Origin of the sequence: Fibrobacter sp. UWB4 (assembly GCF_002210345.1) — a bacterium.
Classification (GTDB): domain Bacteria; phylum Fibrobacterota; class Fibrobacteria; order Fibrobacterales; family Fibrobacteraceae; genus Fibrobacter.
Genome location: NZ_MWQI01000002.1, coordinates 278,086 through 304,777 on the forward strand (window position 1 = coordinate 278,086; position 26,692 = coordinate 304,777).

19 protein-coding genes are annotated in these 26,692 nt (G+C 49.2%); 8 read left to right on the forward strand and 11 right to left on the reverse strand.

All coding sequences use genetic code 11. The features are described from left to right. Positions 1-26 precede the first annotated feature (26 nt). The 3 genes from B7990_RS06160 to ilvD all read left to right on the forward strand — a co-directional run bounded on the left by B7990_RS06160 (position 27) and on the right by ilvD (position 3,839). Positions 27-398, forward strand: a complete 372-nt coding sequence (locus B7990_RS06160) for a hypothetical protein (RefSeq protein WP_088640248.1) — start codon at positions 27-29, stop codon at positions 396-398. Between the two features lie 20 nt (positions 399-418). Next, positions 419-1,876 (forward strand): class I SAM-dependent RNA methyltransferase, encoded by a 1,458-nt coding sequence (locus B7990_RS06165; RefSeq protein WP_088640137.1) that lies wholly within the window; start codon positions 419-421, stop codon positions 1,874-1,876. Positions 1,877-1,982: 106 nt separating this feature from the next. Next, the gene (gene ilvD / locus B7990_RS06170; protein ID WP_088640138.1) at positions 1,983-3,839 is read left to right on the forward strand and encodes a dihydroxy-acid dehydratase; all 1,857 of its coding nucleotides are present in this window, start codon (positions 1,983-1,985) and stop codon (positions 3,837-3,839) included. A 74-nt stretch (positions 3,840-3,913) separates the two neighbouring features. Here the strand turns inward: ilvD and B7990_RS06175 are convergent, their stop codons facing one another. Further along, the gene (locus tag B7990_RS06175) at positions 3,914-4,210 is read right to left on the reverse strand and encodes an STAS domain-containing protein (protein WP_088640139.1); all 297 of its coding nucleotides are present in this window, start codon (positions 4,208-4,210) and stop codon (positions 3,914-3,916) included. 35 nt (positions 4,211-4,245) lie between these two features. Beyond that, complete coding sequence (locus B7990_RS06180) at positions 4,246-4,659, reverse strand: ATP-binding protein (RefSeq protein WP_088640140.1); 414 nt, start codon at positions 4,657-4,659, stop codon at positions 4,246-4,248. A gap of 125 nt (positions 4,660-4,784) precedes the next feature. On the opposite strand from B7990_RS06180, the gene B7990_RS06185 reads away from it, so the two are divergent. Continuing rightward, on the forward strand, positions 4,785-5,270 hold the full coding sequence (locus B7990_RS06185) for an 8-oxo-dGTP diphosphatase (RefSeq protein WP_088640141.1): 486 nt from the start codon (positions 4,785-4,787) through the stop codon (positions 5,268-5,270). A gap of 230 nt (positions 5,271-5,500) precedes the next feature. Here B7990_RS06185 and B7990_RS06190 read toward each other — a convergent pair whose 3' ends face one another. After that, a complete protein-coding gene (locus B7990_RS06190) occupies positions 5,501-6,016 on the reverse strand; it encodes an LptE family protein (RefSeq protein WP_088640142.1) in 516 nt (171 codons plus the stop codon). Between the two features lie 63 nt (positions 6,017-6,079). Between B7990_RS06190 and serS the strand changes: the two genes are divergently transcribed. Next, on the forward strand, positions 6,080-7,366 hold the full coding sequence (serS, locus tag B7990_RS06195; RefSeq protein WP_072827301.1) for a serine--tRNA ligase: 1,287 nt from the start codon (positions 6,080-6,082) through the stop codon (positions 7,364-7,366). A 323-nt stretch (positions 7,367-7,689) separates the two neighbouring features. Here serS and B7990_RS06200 read toward each other — a convergent pair whose 3' ends face one another. Further along, positions 7,690-8,019 carry a hypothetical protein gene (locus B7990_RS06200; protein ID WP_088640143.1) on the reverse strand — a complete coding sequence of 110 codons (330 nt, stop codon included), beginning with the start codon at positions 8,017-8,019 and terminating at the stop codon, positions 7,690-7,692. Positions 8,020-8,258: 239 nt separating this feature from the next. Between B7990_RS06200 and B7990_RS06205 the strand changes: the two genes are divergently transcribed. Beyond that, positions 8,259-10,031 carry a long-chain fatty acid--CoA ligase gene (locus B7990_RS06205; RefSeq protein WP_254917362.1) on the forward strand — a complete coding sequence of 591 codons (1,773 nt, stop codon included), beginning with the start codon at positions 8,259-8,261 and terminating at the stop codon, positions 10,029-10,031. An 88-nt stretch (positions 10,032-10,119) separates the two neighbouring features. Here B7990_RS06205 and B7990_RS06210 read toward each other — a convergent pair whose 3' ends face one another. The 7 genes from B7990_RS06210 to B7990_RS06240 all read right to left on the reverse strand — a co-directional run bounded on the left by B7990_RS06210 (position 10,120) and on the right by B7990_RS06240 (position 23,799). Then, positions 10,120-11,286, reverse strand: a complete 1,167-nt coding sequence (locus B7990_RS06210) for a phosphoglycerate dehydrogenase (RefSeq protein ID WP_088640144.1) — start codon at positions 11,284-11,286, stop codon at positions 10,120-10,122. A 122-nt stretch (positions 11,287-11,408) separates the two neighbouring features. Next, positions 11,409-13,148: a (E)-4-hydroxy-3-methylbut-2-enyl-diphosphate synthase gene (ispG, locus tag B7990_RS06215; protein ID WP_088640145.1), complete on the reverse strand. Its 1,740-nt coding sequence runs from the start codon at positions 13,146-13,148 to the stop codon at positions 11,409-11,411. A 60-nt stretch (positions 13,149-13,208) separates the two neighbouring features. Next, positions 13,209-14,936 (reverse strand): HD domain-containing phosphohydrolase, encoded by a 1,728-nt coding sequence (locus B7990_RS06220; protein WP_088640146.1) that lies wholly within the window; start codon positions 14,934-14,936, stop codon positions 13,209-13,211. A 23-nt stretch (positions 14,937-14,959) separates the two neighbouring features. Next, positions 14,960-16,666, reverse strand: coding sequence for an HD domain-containing phosphohydrolase (locus B7990_RS06225; protein WP_088640147.1), 1,707 nt, complete (start codon positions 16,664-16,666; stop codon positions 14,960-14,962). 172 nt (positions 16,667-16,838) lie between these two features. Then, the gene (gene pnp / locus B7990_RS06230) at positions 16,839-19,043 is read right to left on the reverse strand and encodes a polyribonucleotide nucleotidyltransferase (protein WP_368668110.1); all 2,205 of its coding nucleotides are present in this window, start codon (positions 19,041-19,043) and stop codon (positions 16,839-16,841) included. 56 nt (positions 19,044-19,099) lie between these two features. Continuing rightward, positions 19,100-19,372 carry a 30S ribosomal protein S15 gene (gene rpsO, locus B7990_RS06235; RefSeq protein WP_088640149.1) on the reverse strand — a complete coding sequence of 91 codons (273 nt, stop codon included), beginning with the start codon at positions 19,370-19,372 and terminating at the stop codon, positions 19,100-19,102. A 314-nt stretch (positions 19,373-19,686) separates the two neighbouring features. Further along, positions 19,687-23,799: a response regulator gene (locus B7990_RS06240; protein WP_254917363.1), complete on the reverse strand. Its 4,113-nt coding sequence runs from the start codon at positions 23,797-23,799 to the stop codon at positions 19,687-19,689. Between the two features lie 243 nt (positions 23,800-24,042). Between B7990_RS06240 and B7990_RS06245 the strand changes: the two genes are divergently transcribed. Next, positions 24,043-25,596, forward strand: coding sequence for a nodulation protein NfeD (locus B7990_RS06245; RefSeq protein ID WP_088640151.1), 1,554 nt, complete (start codon positions 24,043-24,045; stop codon positions 25,594-25,596). A 117-nt stretch (positions 25,597-25,713) separates the two neighbouring features. Then, positions 25,714-26,688: a flotillin-like protein FloA gene (floA, locus tag B7990_RS06250; protein WP_088640152.1), complete on the forward strand. Its 975-nt coding sequence runs from the start codon at positions 25,714-25,716 to the stop codon at positions 26,686-26,688. The last annotated feature ends 4 nt before the right edge of the window (positions 26,689-26,692 follow it).

Consider the following 26,692-nt stretch of genomic DNA (forward strand, 5'->3'; position numbering starts at 1 on the left):
ATAGATTTACAATTCGAGGAATGATTATGAAGTTACAAATTACCAGATGCTTACTGTTTGCAGGCATACTTGCAACTGCGTGGAACTGTTCCGAAAGTTCAGCAACACAAGACAGCGCATCAAGCAACACTTCAAGTCTTCAGATACCGCAGAACATCGTCGTAAGCGAACCCAGCTACTTTTACCAGCTCGGATCCAACTACTACGTCATCGCCCCCACAACCATGACCGTAAGCGACGGCTCCGGGAATGTCATCGGCACATTCAACACATCCACAGGCGCCATCATGTCGCTCTCTGGAGAAATCATCGCCATCAACCTGGACTTGAGCAAAATGCCCGTTGTCGCCCCGGCCGCACCCGCCAAGACATTGATTGCCGTTGACCTGGACTCCTAGCAATTTTTATATTGCAGTCCATGAGTGACGCCCTCGAAAAACGCATCAAGAAACACATCATCGGAAAGCCCCATCGCTTTTTAGCCATTTCTCCGCTTGGCTTTGAACAAACGCTTGCGAGAGAACTTGATTGCATTTTAGGAGAAAGCGCAACAGAACCGTCGCACGTCACTGGAGACGGCAAAGTCGAGTTCACCACAAAACTGACTGAAGCGTGGAAAGCAGTCGCCGTAAGCCGCATCGCAAACCGCGTACTCATGGAAGTCGCAAGCTTCAAAGCCGAGAACTTCCGCGAACTCGAAAAGAAAGCAAGCGAAATCCCGTGGGAACTTTATTTAGACGCCAACGTCATCCCGAGCCGCGCGAGGGATCCAGTAAAGTTCACCAACGCATTAAACATTCACGTCACTTGCAAGCATTCCCGTCTGTACCACAGCGACGCCATCGCCGAACGTTTGTATAAAATAATAGAAGAAGGGGTAAGTGTCCCCCTCGCTCCTGCCGACACGGCATCCGCTACCCCCTCTGCGGGGACACCCCGCAACGCCCCGATGCAAAACGAGAATCGCGGCACACCTCAAAATCTTTACGTCAACTTCCTAGACGACCGCTGCACTATCTGGCTAGACCTCGCCGGAGAAGAACTCTACAAGCGCGGCTTTGAACGTTTCGTGAACGATGCCCCGCTCAAAGAAACCATCGCCTCTGCGATGATATTCGAAGCATTCCACTTCCTACCGTCTACTTCCTGCTGTCTACTAGATTTAATGTCCGGCAGCGGCACGTTCAGCCTCGAATCCGCCTGCATTGCAAACAAAATCATTCCCGGCACGTGCCGCGATTTTGCACTCAAGCACCAGCCCGCCTTCAAAGAAGCCACCTGGAATTTTATAACGCGAAGCGTCACCCTGAACGAAGTGAAATGCAACACATCTACGTTCGTCACCCTGAGTGAAACGAAGGGTCCAGTAAAGTCTTGCAACACATTCGCGACAATCGCAAAAATCATCACGAGCGATATTTCCGAACGCGCGGTAAGCATCATCAAGCACAACATCGAATGTAGCCCGCTCGCACAAATCGCGCCGAACGAAAACACGCCCACAATTTCTCCGCAACTCCGCGACTTTTTCAGCTACACCGCCAAAGAAATTGTAGACGCCTGCGACGACGCCTCGCCCGTTCTCGTGCTGAACCCACCCTACGGCAAACGCCTTGATTTCGACGCGCCCAAGCTTTACACGCAAATCGGCAAAAAGCTAACAGAACTCGCCCGCGACTTACGCAATTTGGGCAAATCACTCACAGTCGCCATCCTCGCTCCGAAAGACGACACCCGCGATGGCGCCAAGTACACCTGCACCGCAAACCTTTTGCGCGAATGCCCCGCCCTTTCAACAGAGATCAACCCAACCGCCAAAGTCGTCCAAACAAGCCACGGCGGCTTTAGCCTCAACGCCTTCTTTGCAACAATCTAGGCGCCATTCCATTTTCATCACAAGAATTAATTTTCTAACTTATAACCGAAATTTAAGGTGGCATATACAATGTCGCCGGAATTATTAAAGACAAAAAAGGATCATTATGCCGAAACTTCGTTCGCTCAAGACTATGGAAGGCCGCGAAATGGCCGGTGCACGTGCCCTTTGGCACGCAACAGGAACCAAGGTAGAAGACTTTGGTAAGCCCGTCATTTGCGTGGTGAACAGCTACACCCAGTTTGTACCGGGTCACGTTCATCTCAAGGATGTCGGCCAGGTTGTCGCACGCGCGATCGAAGCTGCCGGCGGTGTCGCTAAGGAAATGAACACCATCGCAGTCGATGACGGTATCGCCATGGGCCACGACGGTATGCTCTATAGCCTTCCCTCCCGCGACCTCATTGCAGACGCTACCGAATACATGGCTAACGCCCACCGCGCCGATGCCCTCGTTTGCATTTCCAACTGCGACAAGGTGACTCCGGGTATGCTCATGGCCGCTATGCGCCTCAACATTCCGGCAATCTTCGTTTCTGGCGGTCCGATGGAAGCTGGTCACGTCACGACGAAGGACGGCAAGGATCGCGCCCTCGACTTGATCGACGCCATGATCGATTCTGCAGACAACACCATCAGCGATGAAGAAGTGGCAGACATCGAAGCAAACGCTTGCCCGACTTGCGGTTCCTGCTCCGGCATGTTCACCGCAAACTCTATGAACTCCCTTACCGAAGCCCTCGGCCTTAGCCTCCCGGGCAACGGCACCATCGTCGCTACCCACGCCGAACGCAAGAAGCTCTTCGAAGCTGCCGGTAAGCGCATCGTGGAACTCTGCCACCAGTATTACGATTTGAACGACGAAAGCATCCTCCCGAGGAGCATCGCCACGAAGGACGCCTTCGAAAACGCCATGCGCCTCGATATCGCCATGGGTGGTTCTTCTAACACCGTTCTCCACTTGCTCGCCGTCGCTCAGGAAGCTGGCGTGGACTTCACCATGAAGGACATCGACCGCCTCTCCCGCAACACGCCGTGCATCTGCAAGGTCGCCCCGACCGTCCACAACATCCATGTCGAAAACGTGAACCGCGCAGGCGGCATCATGGGCATCATCGGTGAACTCGACCGCATGGGCCTCATCCACAAGAGCGCAAAGACTGTTCACGCCGCCACGATGGGCGACGCTCTCGAAATGAACGACCTCAAGCGTAATCCGACTGCCGAAGCCAAGCAGCGCTACCTCGCAGGTCCGGGCCGCAAGTACAACATCGAAGCATTCTCTCAGAACTTCATGTATCCGGATCACGACCTCGACCGCGCAAACGGCGCTATCCGCGATGGTGAACACGCTTACACCAAGGACGGCGGCCTCGCTGTTCTTTACGGTAACCTCGCTATCGACGGCTGCATCGTGAAGACCGCAGGCGTTGACGAATCCATCTGGAAGTTCACTGGCCCGGCAATCGTATTCGAAAGCCAGGAAGAAGCCGTGAACGGCATTCTCGGCAACAAGGTGAAGGCTGGCGACGTCGTCGTCATCCGCTACGAAGGCCCGAAGGGTGGTCCTGGCATGCAGGAAATGCTCTACCCGACCTCTTACCTCAAGAGCCGTCACCTCGGCAAGTCTTGCGCCCTCCTCACCGACGGTCGCTTCTCCGGCGGTACGAGCGGTCTCTCCATTGGCCACGCTTCTCCGGAAGCCGCCAACAAGGGTAACATCGGTCTCGTGCACACGGGCGACGTCATCGAAATCGATATCCCGAACCGCACCATCAACGTGGAACTCACCGACGAAGAACTCGCCGCCCGCCGTCAGGAAATGGAATCCCGTGGTAATAAAGCATGGCGTCCTGAACACAGAGACAGACAGGTTTCCAAAGCACTTCAAGCATATGCAGCAATGGCATCAAGTGCAGATAAAGGTGCTGTCAGAGACCTGTCTCTGATTGGAGTTAAATAAGGGCATCTCCTTTTCATACAAAAAACGGCACCGCGCAGGTGCCGTTTTTTCATCCATACAAATTCTAAACCAAACTACACGACAGTCAGAATATCTGAGAATCCCGTCACCTCAAAAATTTCCTTGATTTCATCGCAGACATTCTTGATAGTCATCTTGCCCTGCTTGTTCATAATCTTCTGGGCCGAAAGCAACACACGCAATCCCGCCGAAGAAATATAAGTCAACTTGGCAAAATCAAATTCCAAATCAACAACCCCATCCAGCTTCCCCTGAATTTCAGATTCAAGCAAAGGAGCAGTCATAGTGTCCAGACGCCCTTCTAGAGCGAAAGACATATTGGAGCCATCCACTTTTTTTTCGATTTTCATTATAGCCTCTCTTTGTATTTTAAATCAACAATAAATTAACCCAATTTTTTGACAACGGTTAAAATATTCTTCTGACCATCACGTTTATACTCAACACCATCCATAATTTTTTTCACGAGGAATATTCCAAGTCCTCCAATTTCACGGTCCTCTGCAGAAAGTGAAACATCTGGGTCCGTTTTCTTTAGCGGATCGTATTCCACTCCCTCGTCAATGAAAGTGAGCTTTGCAGTCAGCACATCCGCATTCACATTCAGAATCAACTTCATGTTCGAAGAGCCTGAATAACGAACAACATTGCTGAACAGTTCATCGATGGCAACGCCAATCTGCATGATAGCCTTTGGCGAAGGATGAAGCGGTTCCAGTGAACTTTCAACAAAATCTGTCAAAGTTCTAACATTTTCAAATTTTGAATCTACGACGATTTCTTTAACCCAATTCTGCATATTACCAGCCAAATATTTCGTAAATCATACAATAATTATACATTTATCTCGCAAAAATAATCAACAATTCTAAGAAAGTCCCCAAAAAAAGAGCAAAAAAACAAACAATTCTATATTTGAATCGTATGATCAACACAACCCTCTGCTATATCGAGCAAAACGGCAAATATTTGCTCCTCCATCGCATCAAGAAAAAAAAAGACATCAACAAAGATAAGTGGATTGGTATCGGAGGCAAGTTCGAAGAATGGGAATCCCCCGAAGACTGCATCCACCGCGAAGCGCTTGAAGAAACAGGACTCACGCTCATCCGTCCCAAATACCGGGGCATAGTCACCTTCATCAGCGACGGCATGGACCAAACCGAATTCATGCACCTTTTCACAGCTACCGAATTTACAGGTTCGCTCAAGGATTGCGACGAGGGTGTACTGGAATGGGTGGATAAGCAGAAAATTCGCGAACTGCCCCACTGGGATGGCGACCTCATATTCCTGGCTTTACTCGAACGCGGCGAACCATTTTTTTCGCTAAAGCTCACCTACAAAGGGAGTGAACTTACCGAGGCGTTATTGAACGAGGAACCGGTTACGCTGCAAGATTTCCTATAAAAATGTAATATTCCACATTTTTTTGAGGAAAAATGATATAACGAGTTAACAAACTGCTAAAAATTAAGCATATTTGTAATACTCCAAACCAACCCCAGACTCGGCAAGATGCGTATTCTTACGATATTGCCGAGTCGCTTTTTTTATAAGTGGTCAATAGTCATTAGTCAATAGTCATTGGCCAAGTGCACACCGCCCGCCATGCAGGAGTTCTCTAGTTTAACCAAAAATTACCACTTGGCAAGGGCGTTCGAAACGATCAGGTCCTGGAGCTTTTCAACGGCACGCGTCTGACCATGGCGGTCTTCGGTCTCGTTCGCCTGGACATCATAAACTCCGTCTGCAGAAAGGGACTTGCTCTCGTAGATGATTCTTTCTTTTACGTTATCATAAAACTTAACTTCAACGCGGATCGTAACGCGATATGTCTCGACATCGCTATTGCTGTTGTAGTTTTCAGGCTTGTTCGAATAGCTTAACAAAGTAATTTCAAAATCGGCATTGGCATCGCCATTCACGAGGCGCACACCACCCGCATTGCGTTTGAACATATCAACAACGGCCGTATGGATATTATTGGCGAGCACCGGGTCTAGAGTCTTGTCATCAACTTCATGAATGTTAACTGTTTTAATATGGCTCGGAAGCGTCGAAGCGGTAAAGCTGTAACAGCCATTCAAAAGAGTAGCAAGCAAAGCTACAGCAACAAAACAAAGCAAACAGGAGAGATTCTTTCGAAAACGCATGTCGATAATTTAGAAAAAAGCTATCTTTCCACCCGTAAAAAAATTTTCAACCGAGGCAATCAAATGCTTGATATTAAAAAGATCCGTGAAAATCCGGAATATTATATTGCTGAAACAGAAAAGAAATATACGACCGTAAGCCTTCGTGACGTGCTCGCCGTCGATAACGAACGCCGCCCACTCCTCACCGAAGTCGAACGCCTCAAGAGCGAACGCAACGCCCAGTCCAAGCGCATTGGCGAACTCAAGAAGAAGGGCGAAAACGCAGACGAAGCCCAGGCCGCCACGCGCGAACTCGGCAACAAGATCGACGAACTTGACAAGAAGCTCAAGGAACTTGACTACAAGCAGACCGAAATGCTCATGCACGTTCCGAACATCGCTCCGCGTTCTCCGGAAGGCAAGGACAGTTCGGACAACGTTGTTGAAAAAGACGGTCCGATCCCGTTTGACTACTACACCAAGAACGATGACTTCGCCCGCGTCGACCACAAGACTCTCGGCGAACGCCTTGGCATTTTTGACTTTGAACGTGGCGCAAAGATTTCTGGCAGCGGCTTTCCGGTTTACCGCGGTCTCGGCTCTCGCCTCGAACGCGCCCTCATCCAGTTCTTCCTCGACGAACACCAGAAGGCAGGCTTCGAAGAATTCACTCCGCCGTACCTCGTTACCCGCAACACCATGCGCGGCACGGGTCAGCTCCCGAAGTTCGAAGAAGACATGTACCGTTGCGACAAGGATGACGACCTGTTCCTCATCCCGACGGCAGAAGTCCCGCTCACGAACCTCTACTCTGGCGAAGTGATTCCGGAATCTGAACTCCCGAAGCGCATCTGCGCCTACTCCGCTTGCTTCCGCCGCGAAGCTGGCAGCTACGGCAAGGACACCCGCGGTCTGCTGCGCTTGCACCAGTTCAACAAAGTTGAAATGGTCTACTTCGCCCATCCGGAACACAGCTACGAAGACCACGAAGAACTCACCCGCTTCGGTGAAAAGCTCCTCGAAAAGCTCGGCCTCCCCTACCACCGCCTTGCCCTCTGCAAGGGCGACCTCGGTTTCGGTGCTGCCAAGTGCTACGACCTCGAAGTTTACGCTCCGGTCGAAAAGAAGTGGCTCGAAGTCAGCTCCTGCTCGAACTTCGAAGACTACCAGGCTCGCCGCGCCAACATCAAGACGAAGGTCAACGGCAAGAACGTCTACCTCCACACGCTTAACGGCTCTGGCCTCGCCACTCCGCGCGTGATGGTCGGCATCTGCGACAACTACCAGCAGAAAGACGGCTCGCTCAAGATTCCTGAAGTGCTGCGTCCGTACATGGGTGGGCTAGAGTTTATCAAACCGAAAGCCTAACCATGTAGTGAGGATTTTTCGCAAGAAAAATCCGAGTGCGAGGTTTCGCAAGAAACCTTGCCCGCTCATCGGGGTGGGCTTGAGTTTATCACCCCGAAGAAGTAATAATTGTCATGCCCGGCTCGACCGGGCACCACCCTCTTGTTATGGCAAGACGGGATCTATCGAATTTCAAAAAGCAAGTCCCCGCGGACTTGCTTTTTTCGTCGTCATCGTCATTCCGAGCAACGCGAGGACAACTCAGAAGGCGAGCGTTGCAAAAAAGAGTTAACTCTTTTTTATAACCGAGCCAACGAGTTGGGGCTAGCCCCATCCAGTCACATTTATTTCAGCTTTTCCAGCTTTTCATAAACGTCGTACAGTCTCTGCACCCCGTTTTCTAGCCCGTAGTAATGCTTCACGTACGGCACGAGCAATGCAAAGAACAGCACATCCAGCATCATGACCGGGATTTCAGGCACGACAACCACAAAAAGTATCCCGCCCACAGTCAAAAGCGCAAACAGAATCATCACAAGTTCGTGCACCAGCCGCTCATGCTGAAAAAAGCCGATATGCGTCCGCACCGACAAGAGCTGTTCTGCCGTCAAAGGCACCCCCGCCGCAACCATTTTCAAAAGTTCATTTTCGTAATTGCTCAACTTTTTCAGCATATTTATAATATACAGAAATCTTGAATCATATGCAATCATCCGATGCAACAAAAAAAAGAAAGAAGCGTCGGCCAAGGATGGGGAGGGTGCAGGGAGGGGCCCGTGCGGCCTTCGCAACTCCGAGCTGGGGCCCCTCCCGCATAACGTACTTTTTCACATTCAAAATACAGATTTTTTTAACGCCCTTTTTTTTAAAAAAATTTTTGAGCTATTGCAAAATAGAATGTTATTTTAAAAGCATGGAGTCTTTGGAATTCACATCCCTGCCGTCCATGTTCTTTGCAAACTGCGACAGGGCCGCTTTTAAAGGATGGTATCACCGTAAAAACGGTGAGTGGATTCACTATTCCAAAGGAACTCTCAAGCAAAACGTCAAGGCTCTCGCACTTGCCTTAAATTCACTCGGTTTAAAAGAAAAAGAAAGCGTCGGCATCATCGCCCCAAGTTCTCCAAACTGGATTATCGCAGACATAGCCATACAAATAAATCACGCTCACGTCGTTCCGCTTTTTCCAAACATTTCTTCTGAGAACTTTGAATACCAAAGTCACGATGCCAATATCAAGATCCTAATTATCAATTCCTTTGAAGAACTTGAAGAGCCTCTTTACGATTTGCTCCCGTCTTTTTCAAAAATCATCTGCATCGACAACGATTCGTTCCTCCCAGCCAATGGAATTTATTGGGAAGACCTGCTAAAAAAAGGATCCAAACTTCTTGCAGACAAGAACCAATCGGAATGGATCAAAAAGAATATTAAATCCATTCAGCCAGACGATATTTTTAGCATCATTTATACAAGCGGTTCTACAGGTCGGCCCAAAGGTGTGGAACTTACACACAGGAACATGTTAGTACAAATTCAAAACATCGCCCCGATGTTCAAGTTTGATACAAAAAAAGATTCATGCCTCACAATCCTCCCGGTCGCTCACGTTCTCGAGCGCATGGCCGTCTATTTTTACACGCTCAGCGGCGTCACCGTTTACTTTGGCGACAATCCCAAGAACCTTTCGCACATCTTGCGTGAAGTTCGACCGACCATCATGATCGTGGTCCCGCGCATTCTCGAGCGCCTTTACGAGAGCATGACAACAGCAACAGATCGCGCCAAGGGAATCAAAAGATTCCTAATAAAACACGCTATCAAGATTGCAAAAATCAAAGAACCCAATAAGCGCTTCGATCCTCTTTATTGGCTATTCAATAAGCTCGTCTATAAGAAAATGCGTGAAGCCGTCGGAGGCAACTTCCGCATGATTATTTCGGGTAGCAGTTCTCTCAACAAATCTATTTTACGATTCCTTTTGAACATCGGGCTACCCGTTTTTGAAGGCTATGGCATGACGGAATGTTCGCCCGTCGTTTCTGCAAACTGCCCAAAAGCGATAAAGCCCGGTTCAATAGGCAAGCCTCTGCCCCATCTCGAAGTCCGAATCGGGAAATGCAACGAAATCCAAGTCCGTGGTGAAAGCGTTTTTAAAGGATACCACAATCGCCCCGACTTGAACGCCAACATATTCACAGAAGACGGTTTTTACCATTCTGGAGACCAAGGCTATTTCGACGATGACGGATTCCTTTATTTTACAGGTCGCATCAAAGAACTCCTCAAGACAAGTACCGGCAAATACGTTAGCCCCAACCCCATCGAACTCGAAATCATCCGCCACCCGCTTGTAGAACAGGCGCTCGTCATCGCAAATGACCGTAAGTTCGCCTCGGCCATTATCTGGCTGAACCCTGTAGGCGCCCGCCGCATGCTCAAGCCGCAAAACGAAGATTACGATGTAGAAAATGCGCTAAAGTCACCACTTGTCCGCGATGCCATCAATCGCCACATCGAACATGTCAACGAAAAGTTGAATCATTGGGAACAAATTCGCAAGTGGACTCTGGTCGGTGACGAACTCACAATTGAATCGGGTCTCTTGACCCCCACATTAAAAATTCGGCGCACCGTTGCTGAAAAACGATACGCCGAACAAATTGAAAAGATGTATCAACAGTAAGAAGTTAGCAGTAGGAAGTCGGAAGTTAAATAATCGCAGCGAAGCTGCCTAACTTAACAACTTCCTACCGTCTACTGTCTACTGCCTACTAGAAGTGGATCACGCGGACCTTGATGACCTTGTCGAGCTTGGAGAGCTTTTCGACGATGGAATCATCGACCTTGCTTTCGACGTCAACGAGGTTGTAACCGATCTTGCCATTGCTCTTGTTGCTGAAAGAAGCAATGTTGATGCCTTCTGCACCGAACACCTTCGTGATTTCAGAAATCATGTTCGGAACGTCCTGGTTGATCACGACAACGCGGCTCTTGATGCCAGCATGCGGATGATCGACGAGAGCCGGGAAGTTCACGGAATTGCGGACGCAACCGTATTCGATGTAGTCCTTCAATTCTTCAACAGCCATCACTGCGCAGTTTTCTTCGGCTTCTTCAGTAGAAGCGCCGAGGTGCGGGAAGCAAGTGACCTTGTCGTTCTTGATGAGTTCTGCAGTCGGGAAGTCGCAGAGGTAACCCTGGAGGGAACCAGAAGCGAGCATTTCGTTCACCGGATCCATTTCAACAATGCCACCACGAGCAAAGTTCATGATGTAGGAACCCTTGAACTGAGCGAGGTTCTTGCGGTTGAGGAGGTTTTCGGTAACGCCCTTGATGAACGGAACGTGGACCGTGAGGAAGTCAGAATTTGCAATCACGGTGTCGAGGTCAGCAATTTCGACCTTGTTAGAAAGCTCATGCATGTTGTTTGCGTTCGGATACGGTTCGTAAGCGATCACGCGCATGTTCTTCCAACGGGCATAGTTAGCAACGAGCACACCGATCTTGCCAAGGCCAACAACACCGAGAGTCTTGCCGGCAAGTTCCATACCAGCAAACTTCTTCTTGCCGCTTTCGACAGTCTTTGCGAGGTCCGGATCGTTCACGTCGAGACCCTTGACCCAAGCAGCAGCCTTGTCAGCGTTACGGACAGCCATGCCGAGCACGGTCATCACGAGTTCAGCAACAGCGTTTGCGTTTGCACCCGGAGTATTGAACACGCAGATGCCCTTTGCAGAAGCCTTGTCAATCGTGATGTTATTCACGCCAGCACCGGCGCGAGCGACAGCCAAAAGGCCATTGAAGTTATCCGTATCGACCTGGGCAGAACGCACCAAGATAGCATCCGGGTTTTCGATAGCATCGGAAACCTGGTAGAACGGGCCAAACAAGCCCAAGCCTTTCTTGGAAATGTTGTTCATTGTCTTAATAGTTGCCATTTTTCATTCCTTTGTTTAAGTTAAAAAGTAACAAGTAGGAAGTTAGAAGTAGGAAGTTGAATAATCGCGGCTTCGCCGCCAAATTTATTCTGTCTACTTCCTACTGTCTACCGTCTACTAAATCAAGGTTCCTGCCAGCGACCACGTTCCTTGATGAGGTTCACCAATTCTTCGATGGCGTCCTCTTCGGGGATGTTCTTCTTCACTGCAGTCTTGCCTTCGAAAAGCGTAATACGGCCAGGGCCACCGCCCACATAGCCGAAGTCGGCATCAGCCATTTCACCAGGGCCATTCACGATGCACCCCATGATGCCAATGGAAATGTCTTGCAAATGTCCAAAGCGAGCCTTGATCTTGCCCATCACCTGCTGGATGTCGTAAAGCGTACGACCGCAGCTCGGACAGCTGATAAAGTTCGTCTTGCTACGGCGACAATAAGCGGCCTGCAACATATCGAATGCGAGAATCACAGAATCCTTCGGGTTCTTGTAACCGTCAATCACGACAGCATCGCCAAGGCCATCCGTCACGAGGCTTCCGATATCGGCAGATACACGAAGCGTATCCTTTTCACTATCTGTAATCTTTGCATAAAGGAGAATCGGATCCTTGCGGTTTGCGGCATACAAAGCAGAAGCGAGAGCGCGTACGCCCATCACCATTTCAGGCCCCGTATAGCAGAAGAGCGATCCTTCCGGCACGGCATTCGGATTTGCGGCAAAGCCTGCGATATCCATCGGATCCTTGAATTCCACGACCGGCTTTGCATCGAGACCCGGCAAAGCAAATTCAGCATTGCGGCGTTCGCCCGTGAGGCTCATGGCATCGGCCTTCATGCCGACGCGCACCGGTTCCGAACCGCCAATCTTTACGCCTGCAAGCGTCACCGGGATTGTTTCCCTGCGTTCGTAGTGGTACGGATCCTTTTCCAAAACCGGCACCGCAAACTTCGGAGCATCAGCCTTGAGTTCGCAAGCCTTGATGAGTTCCTGCGCCACCGGGACTTCCGCCACCGGATCTTCAGTCAAGGACACGCGAATCGTATCGGCAAGGCCATCGAGTAAAAGCGCACCGATGCCAGCCGCAGACTTCAAACGTCCGTCGGAACCAGCACCCGCTTCCGTCACGCCAACATGGAACGGATACGGCTTGAAGTGTTCCTGCTTCAGGCGAGCAGCAAGCAAGCGGTAAGCAGAAATGGCCACACGCGGATTGCTCGACTTGAGGCTCAAGACCACCTGGTCAAAATGTTCGGCTTCGCAAACAGCCAAATATTCGATGGCGCTTTCCACCATGCCTTCGACGGTGTCGCCATAGCGATAAATCATACGGGCGCTCAAGGAACCGTGGTTCACGCCAATGCGGATAGCACGGCCAAGGCGCTTCGCTTCTTGCACAAACGGAGTGAAGGCTTCGGCAACTTTTTCCTTGCCTTCTTCAAAGGACTTGTCCGTCTGCTGGTCAAGCGTCAAAATACCAGTATCTACAAAGTTACCCGGGTTGATGCGAACCTTTTCCACCCACTTGAGCGCTTCGAAAGCTGCCTTCGGCTGGAAGTGGATATCGGCAGAAACAGGAACCGTGCAACCGGCAGCGCGCACACGCTTCATGACTTCTTCAAGTCCAGCGGCATCGGCGAACGTAGGCGCCGTAATACGCACCAGACCGCAACCGACCTTGGCAAGCGCAAGCGTTTCGGCCACAGTCTTTTCGACGTCCTTCGGCTTGGTCGTCGTCATGGATTGAACTAAAATGGGGGCATTGCCCCCTATCAAAGCGTCGCCTACGCGAACCTGAACAGTTTCCCTGCGAACCGCCTTAAAACGGTCATCAACATACGGAAGTGTAGTAAAATCTAGCATGGCTCAAATTTAGAATTTTTTCCAATTTTGAGCCATGGTCATTCAAGCCAAAAGTGACAATTAATCAGCCTTTTCGGCTTCCGCATTTTCCGCAGCACATTCCTGCTTGTAGAATGCCTCCAGCTCTTCTCGGCTCTGTTCAAAATACTTCTTCAAACTCGGATCAAAATGCTTACCCATGGACTTGTCAATAATATCGTAAGCATCCCCAAAAGAAAATGCTTCCTTGTAACACCTCTTGCTCACAAGAGCGTCATACACATCTGCAATCGCCATCACGCGGGCTTCGAGCGGAATAGCCTCGCCCTTCAGCCCATACGGATATCCACTGCCATCCCAGCGTTCATGATGCCCGCCGGCCATGTTCTTTGCAATTTCCACGAAGAGTTCGCTCTGGAAATTCGAAAGCAGGTTCTTGATAATGATAGCACCCTTTTCAGCATGCGTTTTCATCTCGGCATACTCTTCTTCTGTAAACTTACCAGGCTTGCAAAGGACTTTATCATCAATGGCAATTTTACCGATATCGTGCATAGGAGCCGCCGCAATCATATCGTCATAAAATTCCTTCGAATAGTTGAGATTCGGATCTTTCTGCATTTTCGCCACAAGAATACTAACAACTTCCTTTGTACGCTTGAGATGCGCCCCAGTAAAGCCATCCTTGTTATTGACCATTTCGGCCATACCCACAAGCATCTGGTTCTGGAACAAGCGAATCTGATCCTTATTGTTCTTGATAAGAGCAGCAAGTTCTGTGTTGTTTGCGTCCAGGCGTTCTATATAGCGCTGGATATTGGTTTCATCTTCAATACGGAACAAGCATATCTGCAATTTCTTATTCTGATGCACATTGCGCATAACCGCCTTGAAGTAGCGTTCTTTATACGAGAAACGGTAAACTTTATCTCCGCTAGAATCTTTCAGCTGAGTCATGCCTTCCTTAAAGACATCCGCAATTTCAGCATCCTGGGGCAAATTATGGTCCACACGGCAATCCAACAGTTCCGGGAAATAGCGACTTGCAATATCATTGCAACCCAAATACAAGCCCTTCGGTGAGAACGCCAAATATGCAGCCGTATTTTCTGCTTCAAGAGATTCCAGCACACTGTTCATAACATCGTGCATCTTTACCAAGGCGCAGACATAAAGCAAGACCAGTTCATCAATCAAGTACACAAGCGGCATGAGCAAGGTGTCGTTTTCCATATTGCGAGCCAAGATAAAAGCACCGATGGAAACGAACGCCAACGCAGCAATAGCGATCAAAGTCTTATAACTAACATTGCGTTTTTTCTTTGCAGCAATGATAATGACAACCACATTGGCCAGCATGTAGAAATACAGCAAAATATTCCACAAGACATGCCCAGGGCCGTACGTCGGCATATAGCTGCCAAAGCCGTTCAGTACAACATACCTTACAGATTCATAAAAGACATCGCTAAAGCCAACCGTGCACGAAAGCCCAAATACAAGGGCGCTATACAGGAACAAAAATAGCTTGATCCACCTCGACAATTCAAAAGAGCAAAGGCGGCAAATCAAGAGGAACAAGAAGAGCGGCAGGAAACACGCCCCCAAATAGCACACTTTGTTAGCAACAATAGCCCCTTCAATGGTCGTCGAAAGAGCGAGAAACAAGTAGCCAAAATCGGCAAGGACAATCGAAAAGAAAAACGCCGTAAAATAGGTATTCAACGGCCTACGATAGAAAACAGAAAGTAGGCAGGCGTTTATCCCCGAAAAGACGCACATTGCAATCAAGTAATAGATAACAAACATACCACTCTTCCAAACAAGTTCAACTAATGATCTACAGAACAGTAATAATCCATCAGCTGGTCCTGGCATTCCAAGAAGCAATCTTTCAAACGCGGATCAAACTGTTTACCCATTGACGCAACAATTACATCACGGGCTTCCCTAAACGACATACGTTCCTTGTAGCAACGCTTACTCACCAAAGCGTCATAAACATCGGCAAGAGCCATGATGCGCGCTTCCATCGGAATATTATCCCCCGAGCGCTGTTCTGGATAACCCGTACCGTCCCAGCGTTCATGATGGTAAAGCGCCATATTCTTGGCAACATTGACAAAATAATTGTCCTTCACGTCAGAAAGGAGCTTTTCAATAATGTTAGCCCCCTTCTCCGCATGGGTCTTCATAATTTCACGATCATCGACATTGAAGCGTCCTGGCTTGCGTAGCACAGCATCGTCAATCGCCACCTTACCGAGATCATACATCGGAGCTGCGGCAATCAATACATCCAGGAACTTATCCGACAAATTATCAAATCCTTTTTTGCGCATCATCGAAACAAGAATCTTTACGACCTCGCTTGTACGCTTGATGTGACCATCCATGTTCCCAGCACGGCTTTCCGCCATTTGCGCCATGCCGACAATCCATTTTTCCTGCACTGAAAGTTTTTCGTTTTCAGTCTTTACCATGTTCTTCTGCAACATGGAATTGCTGCGGCCAAGAGCATCAATGTAGCGCTGTTCCTGCGTATTGTCTTCAATCCTGAACAAGAACACATTCTTTCCATGCACTTGCCTCAAGACCTTCACTTCGCACTTGTAATGACGCCCGGAATAATTGAACTCGGTCATCTGGCAATAATCCGTCAAAATCTTGGATTTCCTGTACTTTTCAATCCAGGACATAATGTGCTGCTGCAATTCTGTTTCACCTTTCAAATGAGCGTCAACTCTCATTTTGACAAGTTCAGGGAAAAAGTTCATTGCAATCCGGTTTGCACCCAAGTACGCACCATCGACCAAAAAAGAGAAATAGGCGCACGAACTTTCTGTTTCAATGGACTCGATAACGCATTCCGTAATATCGTACCATTTTACATTGTTACAAATGTAGAGCAAGAGGACCTGGTCAATTACATAGATAAGCGGCATAATCATCATGTCGCTTTCCAAGAAACGAGCCAGGAAGAACGAAAGAATCGTTGCGATTTCGCCAATGATCATTGCAATAATGTTCTTGAGCGAAACCATTTTCTGATGCAAAATTGCACGGATAATGACCCATATATCCAGAATAACATAGCTCACCAGGAACGCATTGAACAAGCTATGGGCCCAGCCATACGTCGCCACATAGTTGCCGACCCCAGCCTGAACCACATACTCCACCGTCTTGTAATATGCCGGGAAATACCCGACCGTCATAGCCAGTGCACAAATAGTAAAGCTCATCAGGATAAGCGTCAAGTGCAGCCACTTCGGAATGCTCATCTTGCATATTTTCAGGAGAGCAAAGAACATGAACATCGGAAGGAACGACCCTCCGAGGTAGTTCACCTTATTGGCTATAATCGCGCCTTCAACCGTTTCAGAAAATCCAAGCAGCCAATGGCCAAAATTCGCGACAAGAATCGCGTAGAAGGAGTAGTAAATGTAAATGTTCCGCTGATTCTGAAAACGCAGAGAAAGTACTGCCAGGTTGACAGCGGACAAAACAAACATCAATGTTAAATAGATATAACCCATATCCACAACCGGTATAGAACCGTTTATAAAGCTAATCTATTTTTGCAAGAAGGAACATCCGCCTCCTAAAAAAGTTCCACTCGCAAAAGTGTACAATTGCAAATATAAAAAAGAAAACGCATGGTCATAACCATGCGTTTCCTTTAGATAGTCTAATTGAACTCATCCAGGACTATGCTTCAGCCGGAGCTTCGGCAGCAGGTGCTTCCGGAGCAGCATCAGCGGCCGGAGCGGCCTTCGGAGGGAGCAAAGCCTTCATAGAGAGCTTCACCTTGCCCTTCGGGTCAACACCGAGGCAGAGCACTTCGACTTCGTCACCGACGTGAACGACGTCTTCGACCTTATCGACACGGCGGTCGGCAAGTTCGGAGATGTGAACGAGACCATCGCGACCCGGGAGGATTTCGACGAATGCGCCAAACGGCTGGATCGTCTTCACCTTGCCCTTGTACTTGCGGCCCGGTTCCGGTTCTGCAGTGAGTTCTTCGATCATGCGACGGCAAACTTCACCAGCCTTACCCGTCGGGGCGGCGATGTCGATATTGCCGTTGTCGTCAATGTTGATGGTGCAGCCCGTCTGAGCCTGCATGCCCTTGATGACAGAGCCACCAGAACCGATAACGTCACGGATCTTCGTGGTCGGGATGCGCATCTTGAGCATCGTCGGAGCCTTTTCAGAAACGTGCGGACGCGGGGCAGCGAGACCAAGTTCAGCCATCTTGCCGAGGATGTGGATACGGCCCTGACGAGCCTGTTCCAAAGCTTCGCGCATGAGTTCCGGGGTGATACCGCGGATCTTGATGTCCATCTGGAATGCCGTGATACCTTCAGCAGTACCCGTCACCTTGAAGTCCATATCGCCGAGGTGGTCTTCCGTACCGGTAATGTCGGTCAAGATCTTGATCTTGCCACCTTCCTTGACGGAACCCTTTTCGGAGATGAGGCCCATGGCGATACCTGCAACCGGAGCCTTGATAGGAACGCCAGCGTCCATCAAGCTGAGGCAGCCACCGCAAACAGAGGCCATGGAAGAAGAACCGTTGGATTCCATGATTTCGGAAACCACGCGGATCGTGTACGGGAAGTCTTCCGGGAGCGGAAGAACAGCTGCGAGGGAGCGTTCAGCCAAGTGACCGTGACCAATTTCACGGCGAGAAAGACCGAGCTTCTTGCATTCACCGACAGAGAACGGCGGGAAGTTGTAATGGAGCATGTAGCTCTTTGCGCCTTCGCCCTGCAAGCTTTCGAAACGTTGTTCGTCAGCCTTTGTTCCAAGCGTACAAATGACGAGACCCTGGGTTTCGCCACGCTGGAAGATTGCAGAACCGTGAGCACGCGGGAGCACGCCCATTTCGATTTCGATCGGGCGGACTTCGGTCGTGGTACGACCGTCAAGACGAACGCCTTCGTTCAAAATCATTTCGCGCATAGCCGTGCGTTCGAGTTCGCCAAAGATGCCCTTAGCATCGGCAGCGAGCTTCGGATCCTGAGCTTCGCCTTCGCCAATCACAGCGAGGATACGCGGATCTTCGAGCATACGAGCGCAGAGGTCTGCCATAGCCGGATAGAAGTCCGTCTTCACCATGTTGGAGTGGACGTCCTTGTTCAGTTCGTCCCAGACGACTTCCTTGACCAAAGCAACGAGCTTGTCGTGTTCTTCACCAACAAACTTCGGCTTGAGTTCCATCTTCGGCTTGGAGCAGCGGTCCACCAGTTGCTGTTGGGCCTTGCACATTTCCTTAATGACTTCGTGACCAGCGAGGATAGCGCCAATCATCGTGTCTTCGGACACTTCGTAAGCACCACCTTCGACCATGCACACAGAGTCTTCCGTACCGGCGACCACGAGGTCTAGATCGGCCACGGCAACCTGGTCATAAGTCGGCATCACGATGTTCTGGCCATCAACGACAGCCACGCGAACGGCAGCAACCTGCTGTTCGAACGGGAGTTCAGAAAGACCGATAGAAAGAGATGCTGCACTTACGCCAAGAACGTCCGGAGCGAACTTCTTGTCGGAAGAAAGAACCTGAACGACGACCTGGACTTCACGTGTGAAGTTTTCCGGGAACATCGGACGAATCGGACGGTCGATGATACGAGCAGAAAGAATTTCTTCATCGCTCGGACGACCCGGTTCGCGCTTGCTATAGCCACCAGGCAGGCGTCCGGCAGCATAAGACTTTTCGCGGTATTCAACTGTCAGAGGGAAGAAGTCACCATCCTTTTCTTCACCGTAGCAAACGGTAGAAAGGACAAACGCGTCCCCCATCTTGGCGACAGCAGAACCACGTGCCTGCTTTGCGATACGGCCAGTTTCAAACGTAATGACACGGCCATCCGGAAGGTTTACAGACACTTCCTTCGGGTCGAGCATCTTGCCGTATTTAGCTTGATAAGCTTCTGTTGACATAAAAATCTCCAGTCAGAGAATTAGCCGCGGAGACCGAGTTCCTTGATCAATGCACGCTGAGCGATAATGTCCTTTTCGCCGTAGTACTTGAGAAGGTTCTTGCGCTTTGCAACCATCATAGACAGACCGCGGAGAGAGTGGAAGTCCTTCTTGTTGGTCTTGATGTGTTCGGTGAGGTTCTTGATCTTTTCCGTGAGGATAGCGATCTGAACGCGGACGTTACCGGTGTCCTTTTCGTTAGCACCAAACTTAGCGGTGAGTTCTGCAGCCTTTTCTTTAGTGATAGTAGCCATTTTAGCCATTCCTTTTTTTTGATTGTTTGTTTCATTACATGTTTTTGTCCGAGTTTACTGCTCTAGCACCAGTGGAATTGGCGAATCTGGTCACAGGACCCAGGCAAAAATGCAATTTGGACTCATATATAGTAAAATTAGTTACTAGTTACTAGTTAGTAGTTACTAGAGATGCTACGAAAAAGCACCTAAAAAAGGGGGGATGGGCTATGGGGTCGGTCGCCTACGGCTCCCTTTGGGGTATGGGCTATGAGCTATACCTCAAAGCGAAGCGTGCTCAAAGCACCGCAGGTGCGTGCTCATACCTCAAAGCCCTACAAAAACCTCGAAAGTACTTCTTTCAGCTTGTTGACGTTCACGGGTTTTGCCACATGCTCGTTCATGCCGGCATCCAGAGCGGCCTGCTGGTCATCGGCAAAAGCGTTAGCCGTCATTGCAATGATGGGTAGACCTGCAACCAATTCATTGTCCAGCTTACGAATCAGGCGGGTCGCCTCGTAGCCATCCATAACCGGCATCTGGACATCCATCAAGATCAAGTCACAATCACCCGGCTGCACATGTTTCATGTACTCCACAGCCTTTTCGCCATCGCATGCCGTCGTGACCTGGATTCCGCAGTCTTCCAGAATTTCCTGGGCAATTTCACGGTTCAGTTCGTTATCATCGACCAGCAACACCTTCTTGCCATTAAAATTAATCTTCTTGTCAAACACCGGTGCTTCAGCATGGGCAAAACCAAAGCTCTGCATCAGTATATTCTTTGCATCGGACAAGAACACTGGTTTACTTACAAAATTATGGATACCCACCTCAAGAGCCTTATCCTCGATATCCGACCATTCATAAGCGGACATTACAATCACGAGAATGTCTTGGCCCAGAATTTCACGAAGCATCTTGGTCGTCTTTATGCCATCCATATCCGGCATGCGCCAGTCCACGAGGAACGCATCATAGGCAAACCCATCCGCCTTAGCTTTTTCCACTTTTTGCAAAGCATCCGCTCCAGAATAGCAACAATCCACATCGACGCCTAACTCGCCAAAAAGCTGCGGGAGACTCTTTATACAATCGACATCATCATCAACAACCAGAATTCTCTTGCCTTCCAGTTCCTTGATTTTCATGATTTCATGCCCAGGCTCAACAAGCTTGAACTTGAAATTCAGAACAACATCAGTTCCTTCATTCACCTTGCTCTTGATATCAATTGAGCCATCCATCATATCGACGATATTCTTTGTAATCGCCATGCCAAGGCCCGTTCCCTGAATGCCAGAGACCGTCGAGGAATTTACACGAGTAAACGCGTCATAAATTTTCGGCAAGAAATCTTCGCTCATGCCGATGCCCGAGTCCTTTATTCTAAACTCGTACACTCCGTATCCCGGATCAGAGATTTCCTTCTGTTCAACGGAGAACCAAATTGAACCTCCAGCCGGAGTATATTTCACGGCATTGGAAATCACGTTCAACAGCACCTGGTTCAGGCGGAGACGATCACAGACAACATTTTCATTGTGGATACCGATGCTATTGGCAAAGAACTGCAATTTTTTCGCATTGATATCCGCCTGCACAATATCCTTGAGCGTATGGACTATTTCAGGCAGGCGTTCCGGTTTTTCGTTCAGGTTCAACTTGCCAGATTCAATACGGCTCATGTCAAGCACATCATTAATCAGCGAAAGCAAGTGGTTCGACGAAAGTTCAATCTTTCCGAGAAATCCCTTGACCTGTTCCTTGTTGCCAATGTGCATGGTCGCAAGTTCCGTATAGCCAATAATTGCATTCATCGGAGTGCGGATATCGTGGCTCATGTTGTTGAGGAACATCGTCTTTGCCCTCGATGCAGACTTAGCCATTTCAAGAGCCTGTTCAAGGGCAGCCTGCTGCGCCATTTCCTTGCGGTAAACGACATCGTTGTTAAAGAGGCCAACAAGCACACGACGGCTCTTGGACCAGTCGCCCATTTTGGTCACTTTCATGCGATACCATTTGAGACCTTCGCTGGTCACTCGACGATAGTCCTGGAAGAACGAATTCTCATGCCGCAAGCGAGCGATAACTTCATCTCGATTAAGCGTCTGAAGAATCGAGTCCACGTCGTCTTTATAAACAATCTTGCGGACATTCTTTTCACGATCCTTAAAGAAATCTACGCCCTCGCCCGTCTGTTCATCGATAACATCATTAAACTTTCCACCCGTCAGAGAAACGCTAAACAGGCCCGTATCGATATTGACATCGAACACGACTTCGTACTGATCCGAAAGGCTCATGATGCGTTCAATATTTTCCTGGTGTTCCGTTTCAGCACGGTACTGGGCGTCCACTTCAACAAAGCCTACGGCAATAAGCTTTGGCGGGACGTCAATCGGTTCAGCCTTTGCAAACACCAAGCGCGTGTACTTGTATTCAGAACCATACAGGTGCCTAAATACAATCGTCAGTCGCTTCTGGTGCATCAGCTGTTCAGCCACAATTTCCCTTGAGGCCAGTTTGAAAAGTTTTTCGCGATCATCAGGGTGCGCCATATCGAGGACAAAAGCCTTAAATACATCTTCAAGCCTGTCACACGAAGCAAAAACATTATTCAACGATTCCCTAATATCTTCACGAACCGCAAGGACTCCGCTAGACCCGTCAACCAGATTAAAATAGAACAGCGACGAATAGTCTTCCGAAAGGATGTCAATGATTTCAAGGTTCTGCTTCAGGTTGGACTGAATTTCCATCTGCTTCTTGATTTCTTCATCAACACTGTGCAAGCCAAAAACAATGCCCTTAAGATTGCCGATTTCATCCTTGTCGGCAATAATCTTCATCTGGTAATAGACGTCCTTGCCATCAAGCTTGATTCTAAAATTGACATGGACCACGGATTCATCCTTCAACGTCGAAACAAGGCGATCACGGCTAGTCTGTTCACGGAACTGGAGCTTATCGGAATCACAGACAAGATATTTAAGCAGCAAGTCCATTCTCTTTGCAAAACTCTTTTCCGAAGACCACCCAGGAATAGACTTTAAAAGGATGGAACTTGCACGGTAAGTCACCACAAAATCTGTCGAAGCGTCATCACCAAGCGTTACGTAGTTCACAAAGTCAAAATCCGAAGCAAGAGATTCAATCACCCTATTGTTGCGATCCATTTCCTGACGCTGGGCAATCGCCTTATTGACCTCGGAATCAATATTTTCAACGGCCACAATCACATGATTTTCATCTTTACTGGACTTAATAGCCTTCATCCTATAGAACTGAGGAACACCGTCAATAACAAGCCTGTATTCGACAGCTGCACTAGCGCTTTCTTCAAGACGCTTGAGGAAAGCTCCCTTTTCCATAAAATGCATGACGACTTCAAGATCGTCCTCGTAAAGGTTATGCCGCAAGCTCGCGATGGACTCAAAGAAGAAATCCCGCCCATTCACCTCTTCGTGCAACTTGCTCATAAGCGTATCGGCATGGAACGTATCAAACGTATCATCCAGGACGTTCACATAGAAAATGCACTCGTAAGTTCCACTCAAGGCATCGGCAATTTCGGAATACTCATTCTTCTCGGCTTCTGCCATCCGGCGGGCATTCCACACCATGCGCAACAGGTACAACAGGATAACAAGCAACTCAATTGCAGAAATCCCTATATAGAACCTGCGAATTTTATCAACGCGGGCAAAAGCAATATTTTCATTGACATACAGAATCTGGGACCAGCAACCACCGAAAAGCGGTAACGCCACCAAAAGTTTCGCTTCATCCGAAGATTCCTCTCCGTATGCCATATGGGCCGCCCCGCCCTTAATTACCGCTGCCGCCCACTCGTCAAGCGAATACCCGCTCTTCGGCTTGAGCGTCCTAACAAAATCATTGAAATTCTTCCACTTTCCCGTTTTTTCGACAACAAAGGATCCATCGCGACGATCCACTACAATCAGAGATGTTTTCCCCTTAAACGCATTGGTGGCAACATAGTTATACAACGACTTGATTTCAGAGACAGCGGAAAGCATGGCCACCACCTGCCCCCTACGACGGACAGGCACAAGCTGTTCAAACACGATATTTTCGGAATGAACCACATCGCGGCCAACCTTAGAGACATACGGCTTGGGTGATACAATTTTTTTATAGTTCTCTATATAAGAGGAATCGAAAACAACCGCATGGTCTGCAATAATATGGCCATCGGGTAAATAAAGACGGGCGGCTGACACTAACGGTCCGATACGCGAACCACGAACCAAGCGCACCATGTTTTCCGATAGCAGGTTTTCTTCCATCCCCACCACAGTCGAAATGTTAGACAGAGCACTTAAAAGCGAACGGCCCAAAAAGCCCATCTTGGCTTCAGAAGCATAAGCGACTTCATCCAGGGAATCCCAGCTATCATCAATTGCTTTTCTGTTTATGTACAAAAAAGAGACATTCGTTACAATAAACAAAAACGCAACCAAAAGCAGCGATACGATTAAATTTCGTTTAAAAAAATGATCATTCATAAGTTTTTTGTAACATTTCAGGATATATTATACATTTTACAACGCAAAACTGAGGGGAAATTCTCAAAAAAATACAGCATTAGCCATTTTTTTTGCTAAAACGTGTTTTTTTTCACAAAAAGATGTTCGTAAGAAATCAAATCTTTATACATTGACGATATGAAAATATTAACGAAATTATTTCTCTTCCTGGCATTTTTAACCGCATTTTCACTTGCCGACACAACAGCCGTTGTCGCTCCGGTAAAAAAAGATTCCACAAAAGCTGAAATCTCCGCGCCCAAGAAACAGGCGGTCTGGATCAAGCTCGAAGGCGACGTTGACCCCGCCATGTACGAATTCTGTGCGCGAGCCATCGGCGAAGCCATCGAGAAGAAGCCCGACTACATAGTCTTTGAAATCAACACGTTCGGCGGTCGACTCGATGCAGCCTTCGACCTCGTCGATACCATCATGGCGGTCAAGGGTCCCGAAACAATCGCCCTCGTGAAAAAGAAGGCCATCAGCGCAGGCAGCCTCATCGCCCTTGCCTGCAAAAAGCTCTACATGCTCGAAGCGACAACGATTGGCGACTGCGCCCCGATTGTCCAAGGTGGCGACGGCACTCCGCAAATCGTAGGCGAAAAAATCCAGTCTCCGCTCCGCGCCAAGTTCCGAAACCTCGCCCAGCGCAACGGTTACCCAGAACTGTTGGCCTCCTCGTTTGTAACGCCAGAACTAGAGGTTCTCGAACTCACCGCCAAGCTCGACAAAGGCAAAGCGACCGAACGCGACACGACGCTTATTATCGAAGGCAAGAAATTCGCCGTACTCGACAGTAACGAAAAGAAATTCTGGGGTTCGCCCAAGATTCTCGTGAAGGAAGGCGAACTTTTGACCATGACCGACAAGGAAGCCGAAGAACTCGGATTTTCCAGAGGCACGTTCAAGAACCGCGAAGACTTTGAAACAAAGCTCGCTATCGAACGCAAAAGTGAAGTCGAAACGAACACGGGCGAAAAAATCGCAAGCGCCATCGCCGCCATCTCGGGCATTCTCCTAATTCTTGGTTTCGGCGCCCTTTACATAGAATTCAAGACGCCCGGATTTGGAATGTTCGGTATTATCGGCATCATCTTAATCGGCATCGTCTTCTTCGGGCAGTTCGCGCCGCAGCTTGACGGCTACTTCCCGGCCATCCTGCTTGTAGCGGGCGTGATTCTATTCCTCGTCGAGATATTCGTCATGCCGGGCACATTCCTGTTCGGCATCGGCGGCATCGCCTGTATGATTATCGCACTTATCATGAGCTTTGATACGGCAAACATCCCGGAATACGTCCCCGAAGCAGTCGAAACGACATTCGACGCAACGCCATGGCTATTCGGGCTATTCTTCGTCCTCGGGAGTGCAGCCGTTGCACTCATCATCCCGATTGCGGCAAGCAAGTACCTGATTCCGCTTTTACCCGAAGGCTGGACCCCGATGCTCAAGACCGACATGGAAACAGCTGTCTCCCCGACCGAAGATGTGCAGGAAGTCGCTATTGGCACGGTCGGAACCGCCAAAACATTCCTACGCCCTGTAGGCCAGGCAAGCTTTACCATGCCGGATGGAAGCACCAAGCTTTTTGACGTGCAGACTCACGGCGAGATCATCGAAGCCGGAGAAAAAGTCAAGATAGAAGCAATACAGGAAGGTCATATATGGGTTTCTCGTGTCATCCCCGCGTAGGCGGGGATCTCCTATCCAATAAAAAAAAGGAGATGCCCGCTCGGTGGCGGGCATGACAAGAAAAAACAGGCATGACAAAAAATTTAAAACAAAAACATACAACTTGGAGAAAAACAAATGGATACTCTTCTCACCGTTGGCATTATCATTGCCGCCATCGTCGTCATCATCATTCTCGCCTTTATCGGCAAGTTCTTTAGCCTCTGGCTCCAGGCCTTGTTCTCCAAGGCAAACGTGAGCATCTTCCAGCTCATCGGTATGCGTCTCCGTAAGGTGCCGCCGCAGGTCATCGTGGAAGCTCGAATTCTCAGCTGCAAGGCCGGCCTCCCGGTGGACACCAACTTGCTCGAAGCCCACTACCTCTCCCGCGGTAACGTGCTCCGCGTGATCCAGGCTCTCATCGCCGCCAACAAGGCAAACATCAAACTCGACTTCAAGGAAGCCGCAGCAATTGACCTTGCAGGCCGTAACGTGCTCGAAGCCGTGCAGATGTCCGTGAACCCGAAGGTCATCGAAACCCCGAAGGTCTCCGCCGTGGCTCTCGACGGTATTCAGCTCCACGCCATTACCCGAATCACCGTGCGCGCCAGCATCCAGAAACTCGTCGGTGGCGCCGGCGAAGAAACGGTCGTCGCCCGCGTTGGCGAAGGCATCGTATCTTCCATCGGTTCTGCACAGAGCCACAAGGAAGTGCTCGAAAACCCGAACATGATTTCCAAGAAGGTGCTCGCCTCCGGCCTTGACGCTGGTACGGCATTCGAAATCCTCTCCATCGACATTGCTGATGTGGACGTGGGCCAGAACATCGGTGCTATCCTTGAAACCGACCGTGCCGAAGCCGACAAGAAGATTGCTCAGGCCAAGGCAGAAGAACGCCGCGCCATGGCTTTCGCCGCCGAACAGGAAATGAAGGCTAAGGTGATGGAAATGAAGGCAAAGCTTGTAGAAGCCGAAGCCCAGATCCCGATGGCCATGGCAACCGCACTGCGCGAAGGAAAGCTCGGCGTAATGGATTACTACAATCTCAAGAACATCGAAGCCGATACACAGATGCGTAAAGAAATCGGTTCTGCGCCGGAAGCAAGCAAGTAATTTG

Bases quoted from the DNA above. Each gene is read 5' to 3' on its own strand.
- B7990_RS06160 (WP_088640248.1), top strand. From the start codon at position 27: ATGAAGTTACAAATTACCAGATGCTTACTGTTTGCAGGCATACTTGCA.
- B7990_RS06165 (WP_088640137.1), top strand. From the start codon at position 419: ATGAGTGACGCCCTCGAAAAACGCATCAAGAAACACATCATCGGAAAG.
- ilvD (WP_088640138.1), top strand. From the start codon at position 1,983: ATGCCGAAACTTCGTTCGCTCAAGACTATGGAAGGCCGCGAAATGGCC.
- B7990_RS06175 (WP_088640139.1), bottom strand. From the start codon at position 4,210: ATGAAAATCGAAAAAAAAGTGGATGGCTCCAATATGTCTTTCGCTCTA.
- B7990_RS06180 (WP_088640140.1), bottom strand. From the start codon at position 4,659: ATGCAGAATTGGGTTAAAGAAATCGTCGTAGATTCAAAATTTGAAAAT.
- B7990_RS06185 (WP_088640141.1), top strand. From the start codon at position 4,785: ATGATCAACACAACCCTCTGCTATATCGAGCAAAACGGCAAATATTTG.
- B7990_RS06190 (WP_088640142.1), bottom strand. From the start codon at position 6,016: ATGCGTTTTCGAAAGAATCTCTCCTGTTTGCTTTGTTTTGTTGCTGTA.
- serS (WP_072827301.1), top strand. From the start codon at position 6,080: ATGCTTGATATTAAAAAGATCCGTGAAAATCCGGAATATTATATTGCT.
- B7990_RS06200 (WP_088640143.1), bottom strand. From the start codon at position 8,019: ATGCTGAAAAAGTTGAGCAATTACGAAAATGAACTTTTGAAAATGGTT.
- B7990_RS06205 (WP_254917362.1), top strand. From the start codon at position 8,259: ATGGAGTCTTTGGAATTCACATCCCTGCCGTCCATGTTCTTTGCAAAC.
- B7990_RS06210 (WP_088640144.1), bottom strand. From the start codon at position 11,286: ATGGCAACTATTAAGACAATGAACAACATTTCCAAGAAAGGCTTGGGC.
- ispG (WP_088640145.1), bottom strand. From the start codon at position 13,148: ATGCTAGATTTTACTACACTTCCGTATGTTGATGACCGTTTTAAGGCG.
- B7990_RS06220 (WP_088640146.1), bottom strand. From the start codon at position 14,936: ATGTTTGTTATCTATTACTTGATTGCAATGTGCGTCTTTTCGGGGATA.
- B7990_RS06225 (WP_088640147.1), bottom strand. From the start codon at position 16,666: ATGGGTTATATCTATTTAACATTGATGTTTGTTTTGTCCGCTGTCAAC.
- pnp (WP_368668110.1), bottom strand. From the start codon at position 19,043: ATGCTCGACCCGAAGGAAGTGTCTGTAAACCTTCCGGATGGCCGTGTC.
- rpsO (WP_088640149.1), bottom strand. From the start codon at position 19,372: ATGGCTACTATCACTAAAGAAAAGGCTGCAGAACTCACCGCTAAGTTT.
- B7990_RS06245 (WP_088640151.1), top strand. From the start codon at position 24,043: ATGAAAATATTAACGAAATTATTTCTCTTCCTGGCATTTTTAACCGCA.
- floA (WP_088640152.1), top strand. From the start codon at position 25,714: ATGGATACTCTTCTCACCGTTGGCATTATCATTGCCGCCATCGTCGTC.